General features: G+C 65.2%; 19 protein-coding genes. 8 read left to right on the forward strand and 11 right to left on the reverse strand.

Annotated elements, in window-relative coordinates; translation table 11 throughout:
- The first annotated feature begins 20 nt into the window (after window positions 1-20).
- Window positions 21-824, forward strand: coding sequence for a DUF7547 family protein (locus MUN73_RS01360; RefSeq protein ID WP_250138658.1), 804 nt, complete (start codon window positions 21-23; stop codon window positions 822-824).
- Here MUN73_RS01360 and MUN73_RS01365 read toward each other — a convergent pair.
- The 3 genes from MUN73_RS01365 to hflX form a co-directional block, all read right to left on the reverse strand.
- Entirely contained in the window at window positions 821-1,180 is a 360-nt protein-coding gene (locus MUN73_RS01365) for a PhlB family protein (protein WP_250138659.1), read from the reverse strand. The genes MUN73_RS01360 and MUN73_RS01365 overlap by 4 nt on opposite strands.
- The gene (locus MUN73_RS01370) at window positions 1,177-2,337 is read right to left on the reverse strand and encodes a thiolase family protein (protein WP_250138660.1); all 1,161 of its coding nucleotides are present in this window, start codon (window positions 2,335-2,337) and stop codon (window positions 1,177-1,179) included. The genes MUN73_RS01365 and MUN73_RS01370 overlap by 4 nt, the downstream gene beginning before the upstream one ends.
- A gap of 104 nt (window positions 2,338-2,441) precedes the next feature.
- Window positions 2,442-3,743 (reverse strand): GTPase HflX, encoded by a 1,302-nt coding sequence (gene hflX / locus MUN73_RS01375; protein ID WP_250138661.1) that lies wholly within the window; start codon window positions 3,741-3,743, stop codon window positions 2,442-2,444.
- A 384-nt stretch (window positions 3,744-4,127) separates the two neighbouring features.
- Here hflX and MUN73_RS01380 point away from each other — a divergent pair, with 384 nt between their 5' ends.
- Window positions 4,128-4,448 carry an FUN14 domain-containing protein gene (locus MUN73_RS01380; protein ID WP_250138662.1) on the forward strand — a complete coding sequence of 107 codons (321 nt, stop codon included), beginning with the start codon at window positions 4,128-4,130 and terminating at the stop codon, window positions 4,446-4,448.
- 27 nt (window positions 4,449-4,475) lie between these two features.
- Here the strand turns inward: MUN73_RS01380 and MUN73_RS01385 are convergent, their stop codons facing one another.
- From MUN73_RS01385 to MUN73_RS01415, 7 genes are all read right to left on the reverse strand, one after another.
- The gene (locus tag MUN73_RS01385; RefSeq protein ID WP_250138663.1) at window positions 4,476-5,201 is read right to left on the reverse strand and encodes a ribosome assembly factor SBDS; all 726 of its coding nucleotides are present in this window, start codon (window positions 5,199-5,201) and stop codon (window positions 4,476-4,478) included.
- 212 nt (window positions 5,202-5,413) lie between these two features.
- Window positions 5,414-6,169, reverse strand: coding sequence for an archaeal proteasome endopeptidase complex subunit alpha (gene psmA / locus MUN73_RS01390; protein ID WP_250138664.1), 756 nt, complete (start codon window positions 6,167-6,169; stop codon window positions 5,414-5,416).
- 4 nt (window positions 6,170-6,173) lie between these two features.
- Complete coding sequence (locus tag MUN73_RS01395; RefSeq protein ID WP_250138665.1) at window positions 6,174-6,659, reverse strand: Rpp14/Pop5 family protein; 486 nt, start codon at window positions 6,657-6,659, stop codon at window positions 6,174-6,176.
- Complete coding sequence (locus tag MUN73_RS01400) at window positions 6,656-7,285, reverse strand: class I SAM-dependent methyltransferase (protein ID WP_250138666.1); 630 nt, start codon at window positions 7,283-7,285, stop codon at window positions 6,656-6,658. Before MUN73_RS01400 ends, MUN73_RS01395 begins: the two co-directional genes overlap by 4 nt.
- A complete protein-coding gene (locus MUN73_RS01405) occupies window positions 7,269-7,973 on the reverse strand; it encodes an RNase P subunit p30 family protein (RefSeq protein WP_250138667.1) in 705 nt (234 codons plus the stop codon). Before MUN73_RS01405 ends, MUN73_RS01400 begins: the two co-directional genes overlap by 17 nt.
- Window positions 7,974-8,398: 425 nt before the next feature.
- Window positions 8,399-9,217 (reverse strand): transcriptional regulator TbsP, encoded by an 819-nt coding sequence (tbsP, locus tag MUN73_RS01410; RefSeq protein ID WP_250138668.1) that lies wholly within the window; start codon window positions 9,215-9,217, stop codon window positions 8,399-8,401.
- Between the two features lie 480 nt (window positions 9,218-9,697).
- Complete coding sequence (locus MUN73_RS01415) at window positions 9,698-11,785, reverse strand: hypothetical protein (RefSeq protein ID WP_250138669.1); 2,088 nt, start codon at window positions 11,783-11,785, stop codon at window positions 9,698-9,700.
- Window positions 11,786-11,953: 168 nt separating this feature from the next.
- On the opposite strand from MUN73_RS01415, the gene glyA reads away from it, so the two are divergent.
- The 3 genes from glyA to MUN73_RS01430 all read left to right on the forward strand — a co-directional run bounded on the left by glyA (window position 11,954) and on the right by MUN73_RS01430 (window position 15,129).
- Complete coding sequence (glyA, locus tag MUN73_RS01420) at window positions 11,954-13,201, forward strand: serine hydroxymethyltransferase (protein WP_250138670.1); 1,248 nt, start codon at window positions 11,954-11,956, stop codon at window positions 13,199-13,201.
- Window positions 13,202-13,320: 119 nt separating this feature from the next.
- The gene (locus MUN73_RS01425) at window positions 13,321-14,133 is read left to right on the forward strand and encodes an alpha/beta fold hydrolase (protein ID WP_250138671.1); all 813 of its coding nucleotides are present in this window, start codon (window positions 13,321-13,323) and stop codon (window positions 14,131-14,133) included.
- Window positions 14,134-14,235: 102 nt separating this feature from the next.
- Complete coding sequence (locus MUN73_RS01430; RefSeq protein ID WP_250138672.1) at window positions 14,236-15,129, forward strand: bifunctional methylenetetrahydrofolate dehydrogenase/methenyltetrahydrofolate cyclohydrolase; 894 nt, start codon at window positions 14,236-14,238, stop codon at window positions 15,127-15,129.
- A gap of 156 nt (window positions 15,130-15,285) precedes the next feature.
- On the opposite strand, the gene MUN73_RS01435 is transcribed toward MUN73_RS01430, so the two are convergent.
- Window positions 15,286-16,011: a DUF7117 family protein gene (locus MUN73_RS01435; protein ID WP_250138673.1), complete on the reverse strand. Its 726-nt coding sequence runs from the start codon at window positions 16,009-16,011 to the stop codon at window positions 15,286-15,288.
- Window positions 16,012-16,221: 210 nt separating this feature from the next.
- On the opposite strand from MUN73_RS01435, the gene MUN73_RS01440 reads away from it, so the two are divergent.
- The 3 genes from MUN73_RS01440 to MUN73_RS01450 all read left to right on the forward strand — a co-directional run bounded on the left by MUN73_RS01440 (window position 16,222) and on the right by MUN73_RS01450 (window position 18,037).
- Entirely contained in the window at window positions 16,222-16,845 is a 624-nt protein-coding gene (locus MUN73_RS01440; RefSeq protein ID WP_250138674.1) for a hypothetical protein, read from the forward strand.
- Window positions 16,846-17,157: 312 nt separating this feature from the next.
- Window positions 17,158-17,304, forward strand: coding sequence for a hypothetical protein (locus MUN73_RS01445; protein ID WP_250138675.1), 147 nt, complete (start codon window positions 17,158-17,160; stop codon window positions 17,302-17,304).
- A gap of 457 nt (window positions 17,305-17,761) precedes the next feature.
- Window positions 17,762-18,037, forward strand: coding sequence for a PadR family transcriptional regulator (locus MUN73_RS01450; RefSeq protein ID WP_247000255.1), 276 nt, complete (start codon window positions 17,762-17,764; stop codon window positions 18,035-18,037).
- The last annotated feature ends 170 nt before the right edge of the window (window positions 18,038-18,207 follow it).

Genomic DNA, 18,207 nt, shown 5'->3' on the forward strand with positions numbered 1-18,207 from the left:
CCGGGGTCCGTACGTGGGATATGGTCGACCAGGACGAGGACGAACTCGCCGAGGCGATGCGCGAGCTCACGCGGACGATCGACGACCTCCGATCGGAACTCGACGACTCGCGTCGACGCTCGCCGTTTCGGCCGCCGACTCCCCGGCCCCCGACGCCGGGAGACCTCCTGCGGCTGACGGACGAAGTCGCGGTGCCGGCCCTGCTCGCCGCGCTCGAGGCCAGCGTTCGCACGCTCGAGGCGTTCCAGCGCGGGCTCAAGATCGTCCGCACGGAACGGGAGGTCCGCGGTCGGGTCCGGGACCACTCCGGGGTCGATACCACGAGCGATCGCGCGGGCGAACTCCGCCGGACCACGCTCTCGCAGCTCGATACCGTGCTGGGGGAACTCCAGCGTGCGGTTTCGGAGGGGACGCTCCCCGCCGACGAGGAGGCCCGCGACCTCCTCTCGGAGGCCCGCGAGTTGCGTGACGACGTCGACAGGCGACTGCGGGGGACCGCCGCCGATCGCGGCAGTGAGAACGAGACGATCGAGATCGACATCGATTCGAGCGAGGACGAGGCGGACGACGTCACAGTCACGGACGACGACGCGAACGCGGCGGTGGACGTCGACGCCGAACTCGAGACGCTGAAAGACCAGTACTCGCCGTCCGCGCCGGACGGTGAGGCGACCCCGGACGACGGACCCGACGCAACTTCGGACGACGGTCCCGACGGTGACGAGCACGACGTCACCGACGGATCGGACGATGAGGCCGACTCGGACGACGATGAATCGCCCGTCGACGGCGACGATCGCGAAAACGACGGCGAAAGCCCCTAGATCGGCTCGAACCGGTAGCCGTCCCAGTCCTGGCTCTCGGGCTCCCTGATGCCCGCGCCGGGCTCGCGGAGCTCCTCCTCGTAGACCGGCCGCACCTCGTCGCCCGTCTCGACGTCACCCGTCGTGAGCTGGACGATCGCGCGGACCGATTCACCTTCGATATCGAACTCGACGATCGCGAGATGGTTCGGCTCGCGCACGCCGGGCGGCGTCGCGGTCGAGGTCGTCCAGGTGACGACCTCGGCGGTGTACTCGCTCAGATCGATCGTCTCTACCGGTTCCGCGCCGTCGGGGCCGCGCGGGTGGCCGGGGTAGCTGATCGAGCCGTTGTCGTACCGCGTCGCTTCCATCGTCATGCTGCCGCCTCCATGATTGTGGTGATCACGCAGTTCCCGAAGCCGCCGACGTTACAGCAGAGACCGACGTCCGCGTCGACCTGGCGCGGCCCGGCTTCGCCGACGAGCTGTTCGTAGATTTCGACGCCCTGTGCGACGCCGCTCGCGCCGAGCGGGTGGCCCTTGGACTTGAGCCCGCCGGAGGTGTTGATCGGCAGTTCGCCGGTGTCGCGCTCGGTGTAGCCCTCCTCGACGAGTTTCCAGGCCTCGCCCTGCTCGGCGAAGCCGAGCCCCTCCATCTGGAGGAACTCGAGGATGGTGAACATGTCGTGGAGTTCGGCCACGTCGATGTCGTCGGGCCCGTAGCCGCTCATCTCGTAGGCACCTCGACCGCTCTCGACGACGCCACCCATGACCGTCGGGTCCTCGCGCTCGTGGACGACGTGGGTGTCGGTCGCGCCGTCGATCCCCGAAATCACGACGTAGTCGTCGGTGTACTTCCGGGCGACGTCCTCGGGACAGAGCATCAGCGCCGCCGAGCCGTCCGTGATCGGGCAGAAGTCGTACAGTCGGAGCGGGTCGGCGACGATCGGTGACTCCAGGACCGTCTCGAGGTCGACCTCCTTCCGGAACTGGGCCTTCGGATTGTCGACGCCGTTCTTGTGGTTCTTGACAGCCACCTTCCCGAGACTCTCCCGGGGTGCGTCGAACCGCTCGAGGTAGTGGCGCGCGGTCAGGCCCGCAAACGACGGGAGCGTGACGCCGGTCGTGTACTCCACGGGATGGGTCAGCGACGCGATCACGTCCGTCGCCTCGCCGGTCGTCCGGTGGGTCATCTTCTCGCCGCCGACGAGCATCGTCATGTCGCTGGCCCCGCTGGCGACCGACTGCCAGGCGGCGTAGATCCCCGCCCCGCCGCTGGAACTTGTCTGGTCGATCCGCTGGGTGTACGCCGGTATCGCGTCCAGGTCGTGTGCCAGCGCGTTCATCACCCCGGTCTGTCCCTCGAACTCGCCGCTCGCCATGTTCGAGACGTACAGGTGCTCGACGTCCGCGGCGTCGACATCCGCGTCCGCGAGACAGTCGAGTCCGGCCTCCGCGAGGAGGTCCGTGATCCACTCGTCCTCGCGTTGCCCGAACTGGGTCATCGAGGCTCCGATGATTGCAACCCGTTCCATAGCTGACCAGACTTCGGTCAGTAGGTTAAAAGGCGGGGATCGAGGCAGTGGTAGCGGGATCCCGTACTGGGATCGGGCCGGAATCGTCAGCGTCCAGACCCGACTCAGGCGGATTCCGCGGCCGCCGTCTGCAACTCGCTCGCTCGCGATCGAGCCTGCGAGATCACCGCCGGACGGGCCTCGAAGGCGACGAGAACGTCTTCGTCCCCGTAGGTGACGTCCTCGACGTTCGCGTTGTCGTGGATCCACGAGACGAGGCTCATGGTGTCGTCGGTCATCGGCAACACGAGTCGCTCTTGCTCCCAATCGGGCAGTTCTCGGTCGATCCGATCGAGGAGGGCGTCGACGTTCGTTCCCTCGCGAGCGCTGACGGCGACGGGGTTCGGGGCGAGCGCCGAGAGCGCCTCGCGCTTCTCGGCGAGTTCCTCGTCGTCGATCCTGTCGATCTTGTTCAGCACCGTCACGATCGGGGCCTCGTTGCGCTCGTAGAGGGTGTCGTGGCTGGTGACGAGTTTCTCGTGGATCTCGTCGATCGGTTCGCTGACGTCGACGACGAGCAAGACCAGATCGGCCCGGTAAACCGAATCGAGCGTCGACTTGAACGACTCGACGAGCCAGTGGGGCAGGTCGCTGATGAAGCCGACGGTGTCGGTCACGAGTACGTCGCGTGGTTCGATGTCGGCGCGGCGCGTCGTCGTTCCCAGCGTCGTGAACAGGTCGTCCTCCGACTCGGCCGTCGGGTCGAGGTCGGGGTGGAGGTCCTCGTTCTCCTCGACCGCGAGGTCGTCGGCAAGCTGGCGAAGCAGGGTCGACTTCCCAGCGTTCGTGTAGCCGGCCAGCGCGACGAGGTCGAACCCGGAATCGCGACGGCGCTCCCGGCGCTGTTCTTCCGTCTGTTCGATGCGCTCGAGTTCGTCCCGGATCCGGCTGATCTGGTTCTTGATGTCCTGCTCGCGGCTCTCGTCGTACTCGCCCAGCCCCATGAACCCCGGGTGCTCCTCGCGCTTGGCCAGGCTCGTCTTGGCCTCCGCCCGCGGGAGTTCGTACCGGAGTTCGGCGAGTTCGACCTGCAACTGGGCCTTCCGGGTCTGGGCGCGCTGGCCGAAGATTTCGAGGATCAGGGTGAACCGATCGATCACCTCGACGCCCTCGGGGAGCAGTTGCCCGAGGTTGTACGTCTGGTAGGGTCCGAGCCGGTTGTCGAAGATAACGGTGGTCGCCCCCGTCGCCGCGACTCGATCGGCGAGTTCCTCGGCTTTCCCCTCACCCAGCTGGAGCGCGGGATCGGCTTTCCGGGACTGGGTTACCTCGCCCACGACGGTGTAGCCCGCCGCTTCGGCGAGGTCGTGGATCTCGCTCGTGTCCGGGTGGCCCGAATCGACGCGCTTCGCGACGATCGCCTTCACGCGCGCTCACCGGCGGGCGACCGGGGTCGGAGTGCGACGCGTCGCTGGTCGATTCGATCTGTACTCGTCGTCGGCACTGGATACACGGTGGCTGACACGCTAACGATGCCTGTCAGTCACCTCCGTTATACTGACCGTGGACATGACTAGCGGTACGCGTCCGATCGTCTTGAATCCAGTGCACGGCCCACGCTGGGAGCGGCGACGCGAGGGAACGGCCGGTGCGATCGATCGCGATCCCCGAGCCTCTCTTACGGTCTGTCCCTTCCCCGCGCCCGATTTCCCGATGTCTATCCCGCCGTACGATTACACGGGATAGTCACGAGTTCGAGATAGTCAGATGATCGAAACAGTCATTACTGCCGTCGATAATCCAGCGTCGTGATGGTAGAGGTCGATCCGACGGCGCTTGGCGTCGAGTTTCTCGCCAGCGCGGTGATCGGTGGCTGTATCGGGTTCGCGACGAAGAAGGTCGCCAAACTGCTCGCGATCGTCGTCGGCGTCGAGTTGATGGCCGTCCGGTATCTCGAGTCACAGGGAATCGTGACGATCGACTGGCACCGCCTCTCGGCGGGGCTCGTCGGAACGAGCGCGACCGATCCGACGGCGAGCGTGGACACCCACTGGATCGAATCCGTGCTCTCGACGCTCACGATCGGGGCCGGGTTCGCCGGCGGCTTCCTGATCGGCTACCACCGGGGATGAGAGGGGCACTCGAACCGCCGTCGCCGATTACCGCGTCTTCAGGTCGTCCTTGTCCTTGATGATCTCCGTTTCGGCCGCGCCGCTCGTGTGCTCGTTCACGGTGTCGTAGAAGTCGTTTTGCATCCCCGCAGGGAAGGTCAGGACGCCGATCCACGACCCGTCGGGCTGCCACTCTTCGCGCTCGAGGTCGCCGAACCCGCGGATCTGTGCCTGCGCGCTTCCGGCGTGTTCGGCCGGAATCTGGACCGCGATCGTCACCTCCTCGAATCGGATCGGGATCACCGGTCGCAGGGCGTCGAGCGCGTCGTCGACCTGCTGTTCGACGGGTTCCATCGGATCGACCGTGAATCCGGCCTCCTCGAGGGCGTTCTCGATCCGCTCGGGCGGATGCGGGGCGTCGTCCATCTGCGGGTTGATCGCGTTGCGCGCGATCGTATCGATCAACTGTTTGCGCTTCTGTTCTTGCATCTCGCGGCGCTGATCCGCTGTGATCTGGATCTCCCCCCGTTTGATCACCTCGGGGATGATCTCGAGCGGGTCCGTCGTGTCGAAGACTTTCTCGAGGTCGGACTCCGCGGGCCGATCGCCGCGCGAGGCGTCCTCGAAGACGTCTTCGGCGGCGATCACGTCCTCCAGGTCGCCCTCGAACTCGTCGCGTTTGATCGCCAGGGCTGCATCCGGATCGACCAGCACTTCGAAGCGCGCCCCGTGTGACTCGAGCCGCGCCGTCACCGCCTCGTCGAGCGATATCATGACTGATGGTTTCGCCGCCAGTGAAAAGAGTGTTTCCCGAACATCGAGGGCTGTGCGCCGCTCGTGATCCACCCCCGGACGCGAATCGCGAGTCGATCGACTACCGGGCCCGCACGAACTGTTCCCTCGATCGAGAAGTTGCGTCCGATCGAGGGTCGATTTCGGCTCGCGATCGCCAGGTCGAGAGACGCGGTGGCGATCGATCGCGAGGATTACTCCTCGGGTTCGTCTTCGCCCGTGTCGAGGAGATCGTTCTCCTCGAGGTGGCTCTCGATGCGGTCGTGATCGAACTGTTCGAAGGACTCGGACTCGACGTCGACGGTCGCGAGACCGACCTCGTTGGGCAGGAGCGAGCCCTCGTTGACCGACGCGAGCGCGTCCAGCGCCAGCGCGATGCCGCCGTCGAGGTCGGCGGCGTCGTCGTAGTTCTCCTCGAGGTAGTCCTGGAGGTCGCCCCGGTCCGCACCGACAGCGAGTGCCTTCCACTCGTAGGGCGTCCCCGAGGGGTCGGTCTCGAACAGGCGCGGTTCGCCGTTGTCGATCCCGCCGACGATCAGCGCGACGCCGAACGGCCGCGCGCCGCCGACCTGGGTGTACTGCTGGATGTGGTCGGTGACTTCCTTCGTCAGCGTCTCGACCCCGATCGGTTCGCCGTAGCGGAGGTGGTTGACCTGCGCCTGACGGCGGGCGAAGTCGATCAGCTGGCGGGCGTCGGCCACGTGGCCGGCGCTCGCGATGCCGATGTGGTCGTCGGCCTTGTGAATCTTCTCGACGCTCGAGTCCTCGAGCAGCGGGGAGGGGACTCGCTTGTCGACCGCGAGAACGACCCCATCACTCGTTCGGACGCCGATACTTGCTGTTCCTCGCTTGACCGCCTCGCGGGCGTACTCGACCTGGTAGAGTCGGCCGTCGGGCGAGAAGATCGTGATGCCACGGTCGTACGCCTGCTGTTGTTGTTGTCCCTGCATAGTATCACGCTAAATCGTAATCGAGGTCTGTCGCGCCCGCGAACGCCTCATCGAGTCGCACGTCTGCAGATCCATCGCGCGTGACTGCGACTCGCTCCTCGTTCCGGAACACGACGTTTCTCTCGTCGTAATCTTGCCGGCGGCGTCCTAAATACTTTTCATTAGCGGCACGGATCGTCCCACTGATACCGCGGACCCGCAGCCCGACCGTAGCGCCGTCGATCGCGTCGATACAGGCGAGTGCCGCTCGCGCCGGCTCGGTCTCGCCGTGGCGCACCCTGACGATCGCTTCGCCGTCGCCGTCCCCGAACTCGAACTGGACGACGGTCAGGTCGGCGGCCGCGCTGCCCGGATCGCCCAGCAGGTTCTGGCCGGCGTACCACAGTTCGCGCTGGAACGCCCGGCGATCGATCGCGGCGTCGGGCCAGCTTTCGATCCCGACGGCGAGGTAGCGCCAGCGCGGCCGGAGGTGCTTCGGGAGGTGTTTCACTGTGACTCGCCCTCGACCGATGCCGGGCCGCGCTCGGCGACCAGCACGCCGACCTGGTCGTGGACGCGCTCGACCGCGGTCAGCGAGAAGCCCGCGTCGGTGAACGCGTCCGCGAGCACGCCGACGGTCGCCGGATCGTCGACCTCGGGGGAGTAGAACGGGTCTGACGGATCGGGCTCGCCGAAGAACATCACGTCACCGAGGACGAACCGCCGGGGCTCGAGGTCGGCGATCACCGCGATCGCCTCCCGCTTTTCCTCGTCCGAGAGGTGGTGCATGGCGAAGTTCGACGTCACCACGTCGACCGGTCCGTCGTAGTCGGGATCGCGGAACATCCCTTCACCGAATTCGACGTTTTCGAGCCCCTGCTCGTCGGCTTTCGCTCGCGCCTCGTCCATCATGCCCTCGCTGATGTCCCGGCCGACGACCCGTCCCGCGTCGGGCGCGAGTGCGAGCGCGATCGCGCCGGTTCCGGTCCCGATGTCGAGGACTATGTCGTCGGCGTCGGGAGCCGCGTGTTCGATGACGAGATTCGCGCACGCGCGATACTCCTCGGAGTTCGACTCGTCGTACTCGCTGGCGATCTCGTCGAACCGGGCGGCGTGTTCCTCAGGAGTCTTCTTCATACCGACCCCGTTCGACCCCCGGCTCAATGAAGGACTCGGACCTGACGTGGCGATTCCGCTCGGCCAGTCGCCCCCACTCCGCCAGTCCGTCCGCGACGAAGTCGGCGGAGAGACCGATTTGCTCGCCTAGCGCCCGCAGTTCCCGGGGCGCGCGAAGTTCGAGGTGCGAGGTCGGGGCCCCGCTGACGACGTACGGCACGTCGTAGTACTCGACGATCTCGTGGAGTTTCCGGAGCGACTGGATCGTTCGGACGCGGCGGCCGCCGCTCGTCCGGAGCACGCCCGACAGATCGAACTCGAATCGGACGCCGTTCTCGGCGGCCGCCTTCGCGAGGACGTGATTGACGTCCCCCTCGCGGGCCATCGGGCCGGCGAGCACGTCGACCTTCTCGTTCTCGACGGCGAATCGGTTCAGGGCGTTCGTCCCGCCCTCGACAGCCACGATCGTCTCGTCGGTCCGGTGGTTCCCGACCGCGCCGCTTGCCTCCTGCACGTCGTCGGCCCTGATCTCGATCCCCCTGACGACGTCGATCCCGTACTCCGCTGCGATCCGATCGGCATCGTACTCCGCCCGCGCGTCGGAGTGGTTTCGCACGACCACGCCCTCGAACCCGTAGTCGGCCGCCGTCGTCGCGAGCCTGGCGACCGTACTCGCTCCGTCGGGATAGGCGTGGACGGCCTCGTACATACCCGAATCCTCTCGCGGGGGCAACTTGGGGTTTGCGTCATGCGACGGCACTGAATCGGTGGTCTCGACTTTGCGCGGCCGGGAGTGCGTCTCGAGCACTGCGAGAGACGCACGACCCAGCGGAGGGAAGGCGGTCGCACCGTTCCCGACCGCGAGCGAGTGAACGAGCGAGCGGGCCGACGACTGATGTGGAGTGCGCGGCGCTACGCGCCGCGAATAGGTGAACGGCGAAGCCGTGAACCGAGTGACGCGAAGCGTCACGGAACGGAAGGAGGAGTGCTTTTGATCAACCTTTTACCGAGTGACGGCAGGCTGGAGACAGCATAGCTGTCGCACAGCCTGCCAGAACGTCGTTCGAGACGGCGAAGCCGTCTCGTGATCACGAAAGACGCTCCGCGTCTTTCGGACGACAGAGTAAAAGGTTGTTAGTTGAGAATCGACTGTGCGACCGTCGCGAGCTGGCCGTTATTGGCCTCGCGGAGCCGATCGTCCCCGATCTTGAGTCGGAGTCGCGGGCGGCCGACGTCGATCGGGACCTTCTCGGTGTCGATCAGGCCCATGTCCTCGAGTTTGGTCTTGGTGCGGCTGAACGTCGCCTTGGAGGCGATCCCGACGTCTTCGCCCCACTTGCTGATGTCGTACAGCAGGGCCTCGTTCTTGGCGGCCACGAGCAGGGAGATGGTCACTTCGTCGAGGCCGTCGCCGTCGCCGCGTGCGGTCTCGAGCGAGTCGAGGATCGCGGTGAAGTCGGCCTCGGCGTCGGGGCTGATCTCCTCGGAGAGGGTGTCGCGAACGTCCGTGATCGGCGGCGTCCGGAGGTTGAACGCCTCGGCGTCCTCCCAGTGGGCTTCGTACGTCTCGTAGGTGTCGTCGACGAACCCGTCGTCGTCGGTGACGAGACCCCCGACGCGATCGCCCGCGTGGACGATGGCGACGACGCGATCGTCGGTGACGAGCAGGGAGTTCTCGGGTGCTTCGTCGAGGGTACGGAGTGCAAGCGATTCCGCCGAGATGAGGTCGGCGGCGTTCGACGCGACGATAAAGTCGTCCATGACGTCTTTGAGCGTGCGTTCGTCGGCGAGCATGTGAACCGATGGGAGGTCGCCGTCGAAGTCCGTGGCTACCGAGACGAACTCTTCGATCGCGTCCCGTGACGGGTTGACCATGTACACGTCTCCGGTCGCGTCCTCGAGAACCGACCCGAGGATATCGTCAATCTGGTGGTTGAGTAAATTCGAAGTCATGCCTATACAGAAGTAAACGCGACCGTCTTACTTATTTTTGGTGGCCGTTTGCACACGACAACTTCTCGTCTCGCCCTCAAAGCGGTAATTTTTGTCCCAAAAACAATCAGAGATCCAACCGTAGGGACGGGTACACGTGGACAGTCGTCACGCCAATAGCGGTGCGAATCGGTACAGGTGACACGCCAACGATAGTTAATTTCACCCGGATAATGATATTCGAGATGATGCCAATAGCTAAATACAGTCGATTTGTTAGTACAGGATCGTATGGGTGCTAGACACAATCGACTGTGGTGGGTACTGCGCGATGCCGTCGACCGGTTTGGAACGGATCGAATACGATCGTGTTCGGTGCAGGCAAAGCGTGTCAGTACGTACGGCGGACCGTAGGTCTCAGACGGTCTGCTGGAACGACGTACCGGCGCGACCGAAGGACGGCTTCGCGGTCGCGGCGAAACTGAGTTACAGCAGTCCGTATCAGCGTCCGAACGAGCGAGCGAGCTGTTTGGACCAGTAGACGTCGCCGTTGTAGATCACTGACGATTCCGATTCTTTGAGCAAGGTCGCGAGTTCCGGTTCCGTGAGCCGGAAGTTCGACTCGGTCCCACAGAGATAGGCGTACTCGTTGTCCTCGGTGTGTGGGAAGTAGTACGAACCGGTGACGCGCGTCGAGTAACAGTCGAACGTGACGAGATACTCCTCGTCGGCCGTCTCGATCGGGTCGATCCGGACGGTGGTCGGCGTCCGGAGTTCACCCTGCGTGAGCGAGTGGGTCCCGTCACCGACGACCGCGTAATCTTTCCCCATCATGATGCGCCTGCGCGCGAGCCGCATCGCGCGTTCGATACTGAACCCGTGGACGAGGAGTTTGGCGAACGTCGACCCGACCTTGATGGCGTGATCGTTGAGCACTTTCCTGAACGTCACCGCGCCCGCGACACTGCCCTTCTCGATCAGGTTCATCCCCTCGTAGAACGAACCACAGGCGTTCAGGAAGAACGTCTGGACGTTACACGTCGAGAGACTCGACGCCGAGAGGTAGCCGTCGGGACAGCGCAGCCCTCCGGTTTCGCAGTGGCCGATGTAGTGGACGAAGTCGTGCTCGTCCTCGAAGACACGGGCGAGTTCGGCCGTCTCGAGCGACTCCGCGACGGTCACGTCCATCGTCAACTCCTCGGAGCGCCGCCGATAGATCTCGGCGACGTGATCGTGCTCGCCGGCCATCTCCGGATCGTTCAGCACGACGCAGATCGAGGTCGAGTCGCTCGATCGCTCCAGGTAGTCGAGCCGGTTCCGGTAGGCCTCGGGTGCGGACTTGAAGACGTCGATCGGAACGCCGTCCGCGAGCCAGCCGTGGACGCGGCCGTGGCGGAGTTCGGGTTTGACGATGTCGACCGAGGCGACCTGGCCCGCGCTGGCACGGTCCCCGGTGGTCGATTCGGCACCCCGATAGAAGTCCTCGAGCGATCGTTCGACCAGTTCCTTGCCCTCCAGTTCGGACGTCCGCGGGAGGTAGATCAGGCTCATCCGATCGAGCAGGAACGGGAGCGTCTCGACGCTGTCGGCGGTCGGCCTGACGTACGTCGAGCAGTGCCACTCCGGCATCCGGTGGTCGATCGCCGCGAAGGGTACCTCGAGGTACGTCGCGAGTCGTTCCTGCGGAGACGCCTCGTATAGCGCCGTCGCGTCGAGGTCGAGGGCCTCGAGCAGGCCCAGTTCCGACAGGGAGGTCCCGTACGGGCCCGCGTTCCGGATCAGGCAGTCGAGGAAGAACGTCTTCCGGAGCAGCCGTTCGACGTCGCGCTCGAGATCCGGCATCGGGGCCAGTTCCGTCTCGACCGCGACGTCGGGGAGGCGGAGTCGCGCCCTTTCGCAGTCGTCGGCGACCCGCACCGCGGCCTGGAGGTAGTACGCAACCGGCGCGGTGACGAACATCGACTCGTATTCGGGCGGGACGACGAGTTCGATCCCGGTGTCGGGCGTGTCCGAGCGGATGCAGTCGCTGATCTCGAGGTCCGTCCCCCGTTCGATCAGCGGCGGATGGCCGCGGAGCGTCGGATAGGTGCGGTCCGGGCCGTCGGTCTTGTGCGAGGAGGCGAGGTGCGTGATGGCGGCGGCCACGCCCGCGGGGGAGTCCGGGACCGTCATCGTCCCGGCCGGGAACTCGTGGCGACTGCGAAAGCCGAGGATCGTTCGGCTTCGATCGGGAAACGAGACGACGGTCGACTCGAAGTCGTCGGTCTTCTCGATCGTCGCCGCACCGGAAAAGCGGAGGTACGTCTTGATCTCGGTGTCGACGTCGACCACGTACTGGCCGGGTGGGAGCGAGAGCGGTTCGCCGCCCGGATCGAGTTCGTACCGTTCCGACGATCCGAGGGCGAAGGCGTAGACGACGGCGTGTGGAAAGCGGAGTTCGTCCGTCGTGACGACCACCGTTTCGTCGACGGGACGAGGCATATCCGGGCTCTGCCCGGCGGCGACGTGGTCGGCACCGCGAACCGACAGTTCTGCGTTGTCTGCGTCCGTCACGCGGAGGACATCGTCGCCGACCTCCCACTCTATCATTCGGTACGCTGAATGTAACTCCGACCAGTTAGATGTATCGGGTAGTGGTAAAAAACAGCTTTCAACCCACTGAACGTGGCACCAGCGGCGTCTCCTCGGACGGGCGAGTTGTGGCTCGACTTGCCGAAGACAAGTACACTTATACAGTCGCCAGCCGCCACATCGGACATGGAACACGAGCACGTCCGGGACGTCGATCCCGCCGTCGCAGACGCTCTCGAGGGAGAGGTAGATCGCCAGCGAAACTCCTTGCAGATGATCGCCAGCGAGAACCACGCCAGCCGCGCCGTCATCGACGCCCAGGGAAGCGCGCTGACGAACAAGTACGCCGAGGGGTATCCCGGTTCGCGCTACTACGGCGGCTGCGAGTACGCCGACGAGGTCGAACAACTCGCGATCGATCGCGCGAAAGAACTGTTCGGTGCCGAGCACGTCAACGTCCAGCCCCACTCGGGCACCCAGGCCAACCAGGCCGTCTACTTCGCGATGCTCGAACCGGGCGACAAGATCCTCTCGCTGGACCTGACCCACGGCGGCCACCTCAGTCACGGCCACCCCGCGAACTTCGTGGGGCAGCTCTACGACGTCGAGCAGTACGAGGTCGACCCCGAGACGGGCTACCTCGACTACGAGGGACTGGCCGAGCACGCCGAGGAGTTCGAACCCGACGTCATCGTCTCGGGCTACTCCGCGTACCCGCGCGAAATCGAGTGGGAGCGCATCCAGGACGCCGCCGACAGCGTCGGTGCGCTCCACCTCGCGGACATCGCCCACATCACGGGCCTGGTCGCCGCCGGCGTTCACCCCTCGCCCGTGGGCATCGCCGACTTCGTCACCGGTTCGACCCACAAGACGATTCGGGCCGGTCGCGGCGGCATCGTGATGACCAGCGAGGAGTACGCCGACGATATCGACTCGGCGGTCTTCCCCGGCGGGCAGGGCGGTCCGCTCATGCACAACGTCGCCGGCAAGGCCGTCGGCTTCAAGGAGGCCCTCGAACCCGAATTCGAGGACTACGCCGAACAGACCGTCGCGAACGCGACGGCGCTGGGCGAACGGCTCTCGGAAAACGGCTTCTCGCTCGTCTCTGAGGGAACGGACAACCACCTCGTGCTCGTCGACCTGCGCGAGAGCCACCCCGACACCTCTGGCGGCGACGCCGAGGAAGCGCTCGAGGACGCCGGCATCGTTCTCAACGGGAACACGGTCCCCGGCGAGACCCGATCGGCCTTCGACCCCAGCGGCATCCGGGCCGGCACGCCCGCGCTCACGACCCGCGGCTTCGACGAGGACGACTGCCGGGAGGTCGCCGACCTCATCACGCGCGTCGTCGACGCCCCCGAGGACGAGTCCGTCGTCGAGGCAGTCCGCGAGGACGTCCAGGCGCTGTGTGACGAGAACCCGCTGTACGAGTAGCCCAGCGGACGTGTTTCCCTCCCCCTGTCAATCGCTGGCCGGGCTTCTCCGCCGTCGCAACCGCAACCCGACGTTCAGGATCGCGTACCTTTTTGTGCCGATTCGTGGTATCGTTTGACATGGCTGGTGAGACAGCGACGGCGATGTACCGGCACAGGACCGACGCGGTTTCGACGACCGTCGGCGAGGGGCCGCCGATCGTCTTCGCACACGGCACGCTGATGGATCGGACGATGTTCGATCCGCAACTCGACGCGCTCTCCGACGGCTATCGCGCGACGGCGTACGATCTTCGGGCCCGGACCGATCGGTACGCGCCGGGGTACGACCTCTGGGATCTCGCGGACGACTGCGCCGCAGTACTGGACGGACTCGGACACGATAGCGCCGTCCTCGCCGGGATGTCGATGGGCGGGTTCATGGGCCTGCGGTTCGCGCTCGCCTACCCCGATCGGGTCGACGGCCTCGTACTCATCGACTCGATGGCGGCGCCGCACGAACCGCAGGAACGGGAGACCTACGGCGCGCTGGTCGACCCGCTCGAGGGCTCCCGGACGGGCGTCTCCGAGGCGCTGGCCGAGGGCGTGACCCAGTACCTCTTCGGCGAGACGACGCGTGAAGAAACCCCCGAACTCGTCGCGGAGTGGGTTCGACGCTGGCAGACGTATCCGGGCGATGCGGTCTACCACGAACTCCACTCCTGGCTCTCGCGGCCCGATCTCAGCGATCGACTCGCCGAGATCGACGTCCCGGTTCTGATCGTCCACGGCGAGGAGGACCCGTCGATCGATCCCTCGCGCGCCGAACCGATGCTGGAGGAACTGCCGGACGCCCGGATGGAACTGATCCCCGGGGCGGGACACACTTCGAACCTCGAACGGCCGGAACCCGTCAACGAGGCGATCCGATCGTTCCTCGACGAACACCACTGACCCCCCGACTATAACCCACGATCGTGCATATTATCCGGCGTTCGTCGTCGGAAGTGAGCACGAATCCGAGAGTTAATTAGTCTCGCGGCCGCCGTCTCGAGTATGACCGAGATCATCGACGGCAACGCCGTCGCGAGCGAGATCCGTGACGACCTGACAGGCGCGATCGAGACCCTCGCGGACGCTGGCGCACGGCCGGGCCTGGCGACGGTGCTGATGGGCGACGATCCCGCCAGCCAGACCTACGTGAACATGAAACAGCGCGACTGCGAGGAGGTCGGGATCGAGAGCCACCACGTCGACGTCGACGGCGACGCGCCGCCCGAGGACCTGTACGACGCGATCGCGGCCCTCAACGACGATCCCGCGGTCCACGGCTACATCGTCCAGGCCCCCGTCCCTGACCACGTCGACTACCGCGACGTGATCCGGCGCGTGGACCCGATCAAGGACGTCGACGGCTTCCATCCCGAGAACGTCGGCCGCCTCGTCACCGGCGACGCCCGCTTTCGCCCCTGTACGCCCCACGGCGTCCAGAAACTGTTCGAGGCCTACGACGTCGATACCGAGGGGAAAGACGTGACGATCGTCGGCCGATCGGACATCGTCGGCAAGCCGCTCGCGAACCTGCTGATCCAGAAGGCCGAGGACGGGAACGCGACCGTGACGGTCTGTCACTCCCGGACGGTGGACCTCGCGGCGAAGACGCGCGCGGCGGACGTCGTCGTCGCCGCCGCTGGCGTCCCGGAACTGATCGACGGGTCGATGATCTCGGAGGGAACTGTCGTGATCGACGTCGGCGTCAACCGCGTCGAGGCCGACACCGAGAAGGGGTACGAACTCGTCGGCGACGTCGAGTTCGAGAGCGCGAAGGGGAAGGCGAGTGCGATCACCCCCGTCCCCGGCGGCGTCGGCCCGATGACTCGTGCGATGTTGCTCTACAACACGGTCAAGGCCGCGAGCCTGCAGGAGGACGTCGCCGTCGACCTGCCCTGAGTACTCGCCCCATCCGCATCTCGTTGCTCCACTCTCGGTTCGATCGCCGTTCCCGTTCGCTTCTGCCGTCGGTTCATACGGTTTACTGTACGTCAGTTTCGGCGCAACCGCGATCCGGGCGGCGGTTGCGCCGGTACATCGTTACAGCAATCCGTATCACTCGAGAGTCCCGAATTCGAGGCCGTCCAGCCGATCCTGGGCCTGCGCGAACGCGAGTTCGTCCCCGCGGAGGCCGTTCGCAAGGTCCCGCGTCGCCTCGATCAGTCGCTCGGCCAGCCGGGGATCGACGTCGCCGTCGAGCATCCGGATGCGCTTTGCGTGCTCGCCGAGCGTCTCGAGAGCCCCTCGTTCGGCGGTCGTGAGCGATCGGTCCTCGGCCCACGTTCGCACGTCACCGCGATACTCCTGTACCGCGGTCGCGTACGCGAGCCCGCGCGGTGCACGAATCGTGGCCGGGACCTCCTGGTGTGGTGGCCGCTCGCCGTCGTCAGCGTCGCGCAACAGCGAGAGGAAGTACAGTTCCTCGCGTTCCTCGAGACGGATGTCCCGTTCCAGCACGTCGGCGACGTGAAGCAGTTCGGACGCGGCGAGGTAGGTGTCGTCGAGGTCGCGAAGGTCCCCGGCGTTGACGAAGCCGCGACGGCGGACGTAGTCGCGACACGCCTCGCGGGCGCGCTCCGCGAGGTCGTCGGTGGGGACGTCGTCGATGGCGTTCCGGACCGACGTGAGGTCGAACTCGACCTGCAGGTCGGTGTGTTCGGTCCGCTCGTCGATGCCGACGCTCCGGAGGCTGCCACAGGCCGGACAGCCGACGCTCCCGGTCTCGTAGTAGGACCATCGCGTGCCACACTCCTTGCACTCGCGCTCCCCCCGAATCTTCATGCGCGGGGCTACGTGCGGGACGGCAAAAGTCCCACCGGAGTTGCGCGACCGACTCCCGCTATCGGGGTCGATCGTGGCTCGTACCTTCGAGTTCGAGGGACGGATCGCGACCGATGACGGTCACGGTCGTTCGAACGAATCGCAATAGGTGATTAACGGGTAGCAGTTGCAGGCCACAGTCCAACCAGCGAGACCGTACACACATCGAATATGTCCCATCGAAGACTCGATCGACGGACGTTCGTCACTGCAGCAGGTACCGCGAGCGCGCTCGTACTCGCCGGTTGTGCGGACGATACGGAAGGAAACGGCGGTCCCGGAGAAGATGAAAACGGCGAGGAACCGGGCGCAGACAACGAGACGGGAGACGAGAACGAAACGGAGGACGGGGAGGACGAGACGTACACGTTGACGGTGACGGTCGAGGACAGCGAGGAAGAACCCGTCGAAGGAGCGACCGTCCGACTCGAGGAGAGCGGCATGATGGCGGATGACGAGGAGACGGACGGCAACGAGACCGAGAACGGGAACGAATCCGACGACGGCGGCATGGACGACAACGAGTCGGACGACGGCGGCATGGACGACAACGAGACGGACGACGGAGAAGACGACGAGATGGCCGCCGGCGAGATGGAGGACGAAACCGACGAAAACGGCGAAGTCGAGTTCGAGGAACTCGAAGACGGCGAGTACACCGTTACCGCCGAAAACGAGGGCGAGGAGGCCGAGGACGACGTCGAGATCGACGGCGACGACGAGGAGGTCACGTTGACGCTCGGCGAAGCGGCCGACGGCGAGAACGGCAACGAGACGAACGACAGCGATAGCTGAGCACGGCAGCGCCGATCGAGACCGGGGCGGCACCGTCACGATCGGAATCCGTTGGACGCCGGGTCGGTTCCGGTTTCGATACGGGGTCGTCTCGATACGGAGAGCCGTGCCCGTTCGGCACCAGGACCACCCGCTGACGGCGTAGGTAGAGCGCGATGTTCACGGTCGGCGAACCGTTGTCGCTGGGAAAACCTCGACTTACGAGTGAAACGGACGCCGACGGTCGCCGCGGCCTCACCGCAGGCCCACCAATGAGCGACTACCGGGTCGTTCCGGCAACCGTTTTTTGCCCCGCGAGCGATACGATCGAGTATGCGCGACGAAGACGAAATCCGCGAGCAGTACGAGTTCCTCAAGGAACACCTCGAGAGCGACGAGATGCGCCACGACGGCGTCGAACAGATGTTTACCTACTACAAGCGGGCGATCGGCTGGGTGCTCGAAGAGGAACACATCTGACGGCCGACGACCCCGTCGCCCGGGCCGATCGAGCCACGTGTCGATACATTTAAGTACTGCCAGCAAAATCTATCACGTGACGCTTCGCTTGGAGGGCCGAAGCGTCAGCGGGGACCAATTCAGGGCGGCAAGCGATCGCGTGACACTTTTCCGTCACGCGATCTGCTTTCCTGTTTACTGCGCTGTTGACGTCCGAGCGATTGCACCGTCTTCGTGAGGTTCACGACCCGACGAGGCCACCGCATACGCGCGCTAATAGATAAACATACCGATATGAAATCAACGTACTGTAAACATGACCACGGTGTTATGTGTATATGCAAGGGTGATCCGTCACGGCTGTTATCATTTGCACTCGGCCGAAACGGCCCTTGTCGATAGTAATAACACAGTTTCGATCGAAACAACCCGATAGCCTTATTAAAATTCGACAGTAAGTACGATTGGTACTTTCCCAATGTACGACCTGACAGGATTCCAGCGGGACTTGCTCTACGTCATCGCTGGCGAGGAGGAACCCCACGGACTGGCGATCAAGGAGGAACTCGAACAGTACTACGAGAAGGAGATCCACCACGGGCGACTCTACCCCAACCTCGACACGCTCGTCGACAAGGGACTCGTCGAGAAGGGCCGACGCGATCGTCGAACGAACTTCTACACGCTCACCCGCCGCGGACGACGCGAACTCGAGGCGCGTCGCGAGTGGGAGTCACAGTACGTAGACCTGTAAGGCGTGATCGCGTCACGAACGCGGATCGTCCTCGTGGATCGGGCCGTCGAGGCGTCGTGAGCGGTGCGGACGGGGTGTGCTCCGAGACGTAACTGCTGTAACTGCTGGTTCTGTGCACGCGGTGTGGCGGGGATGGGCCGAATCGACTGCCGGTCTGCAGTGGAATCTGC

This window comes from Halosolutus amylolyticus, from assembly GCF_023566055.1.
Lineage (GTDB): Archaea > Halobacteriota > Halobacteria > Halobacteriales > Natrialbaceae > Halosolutus > Halosolutus amylolyticus.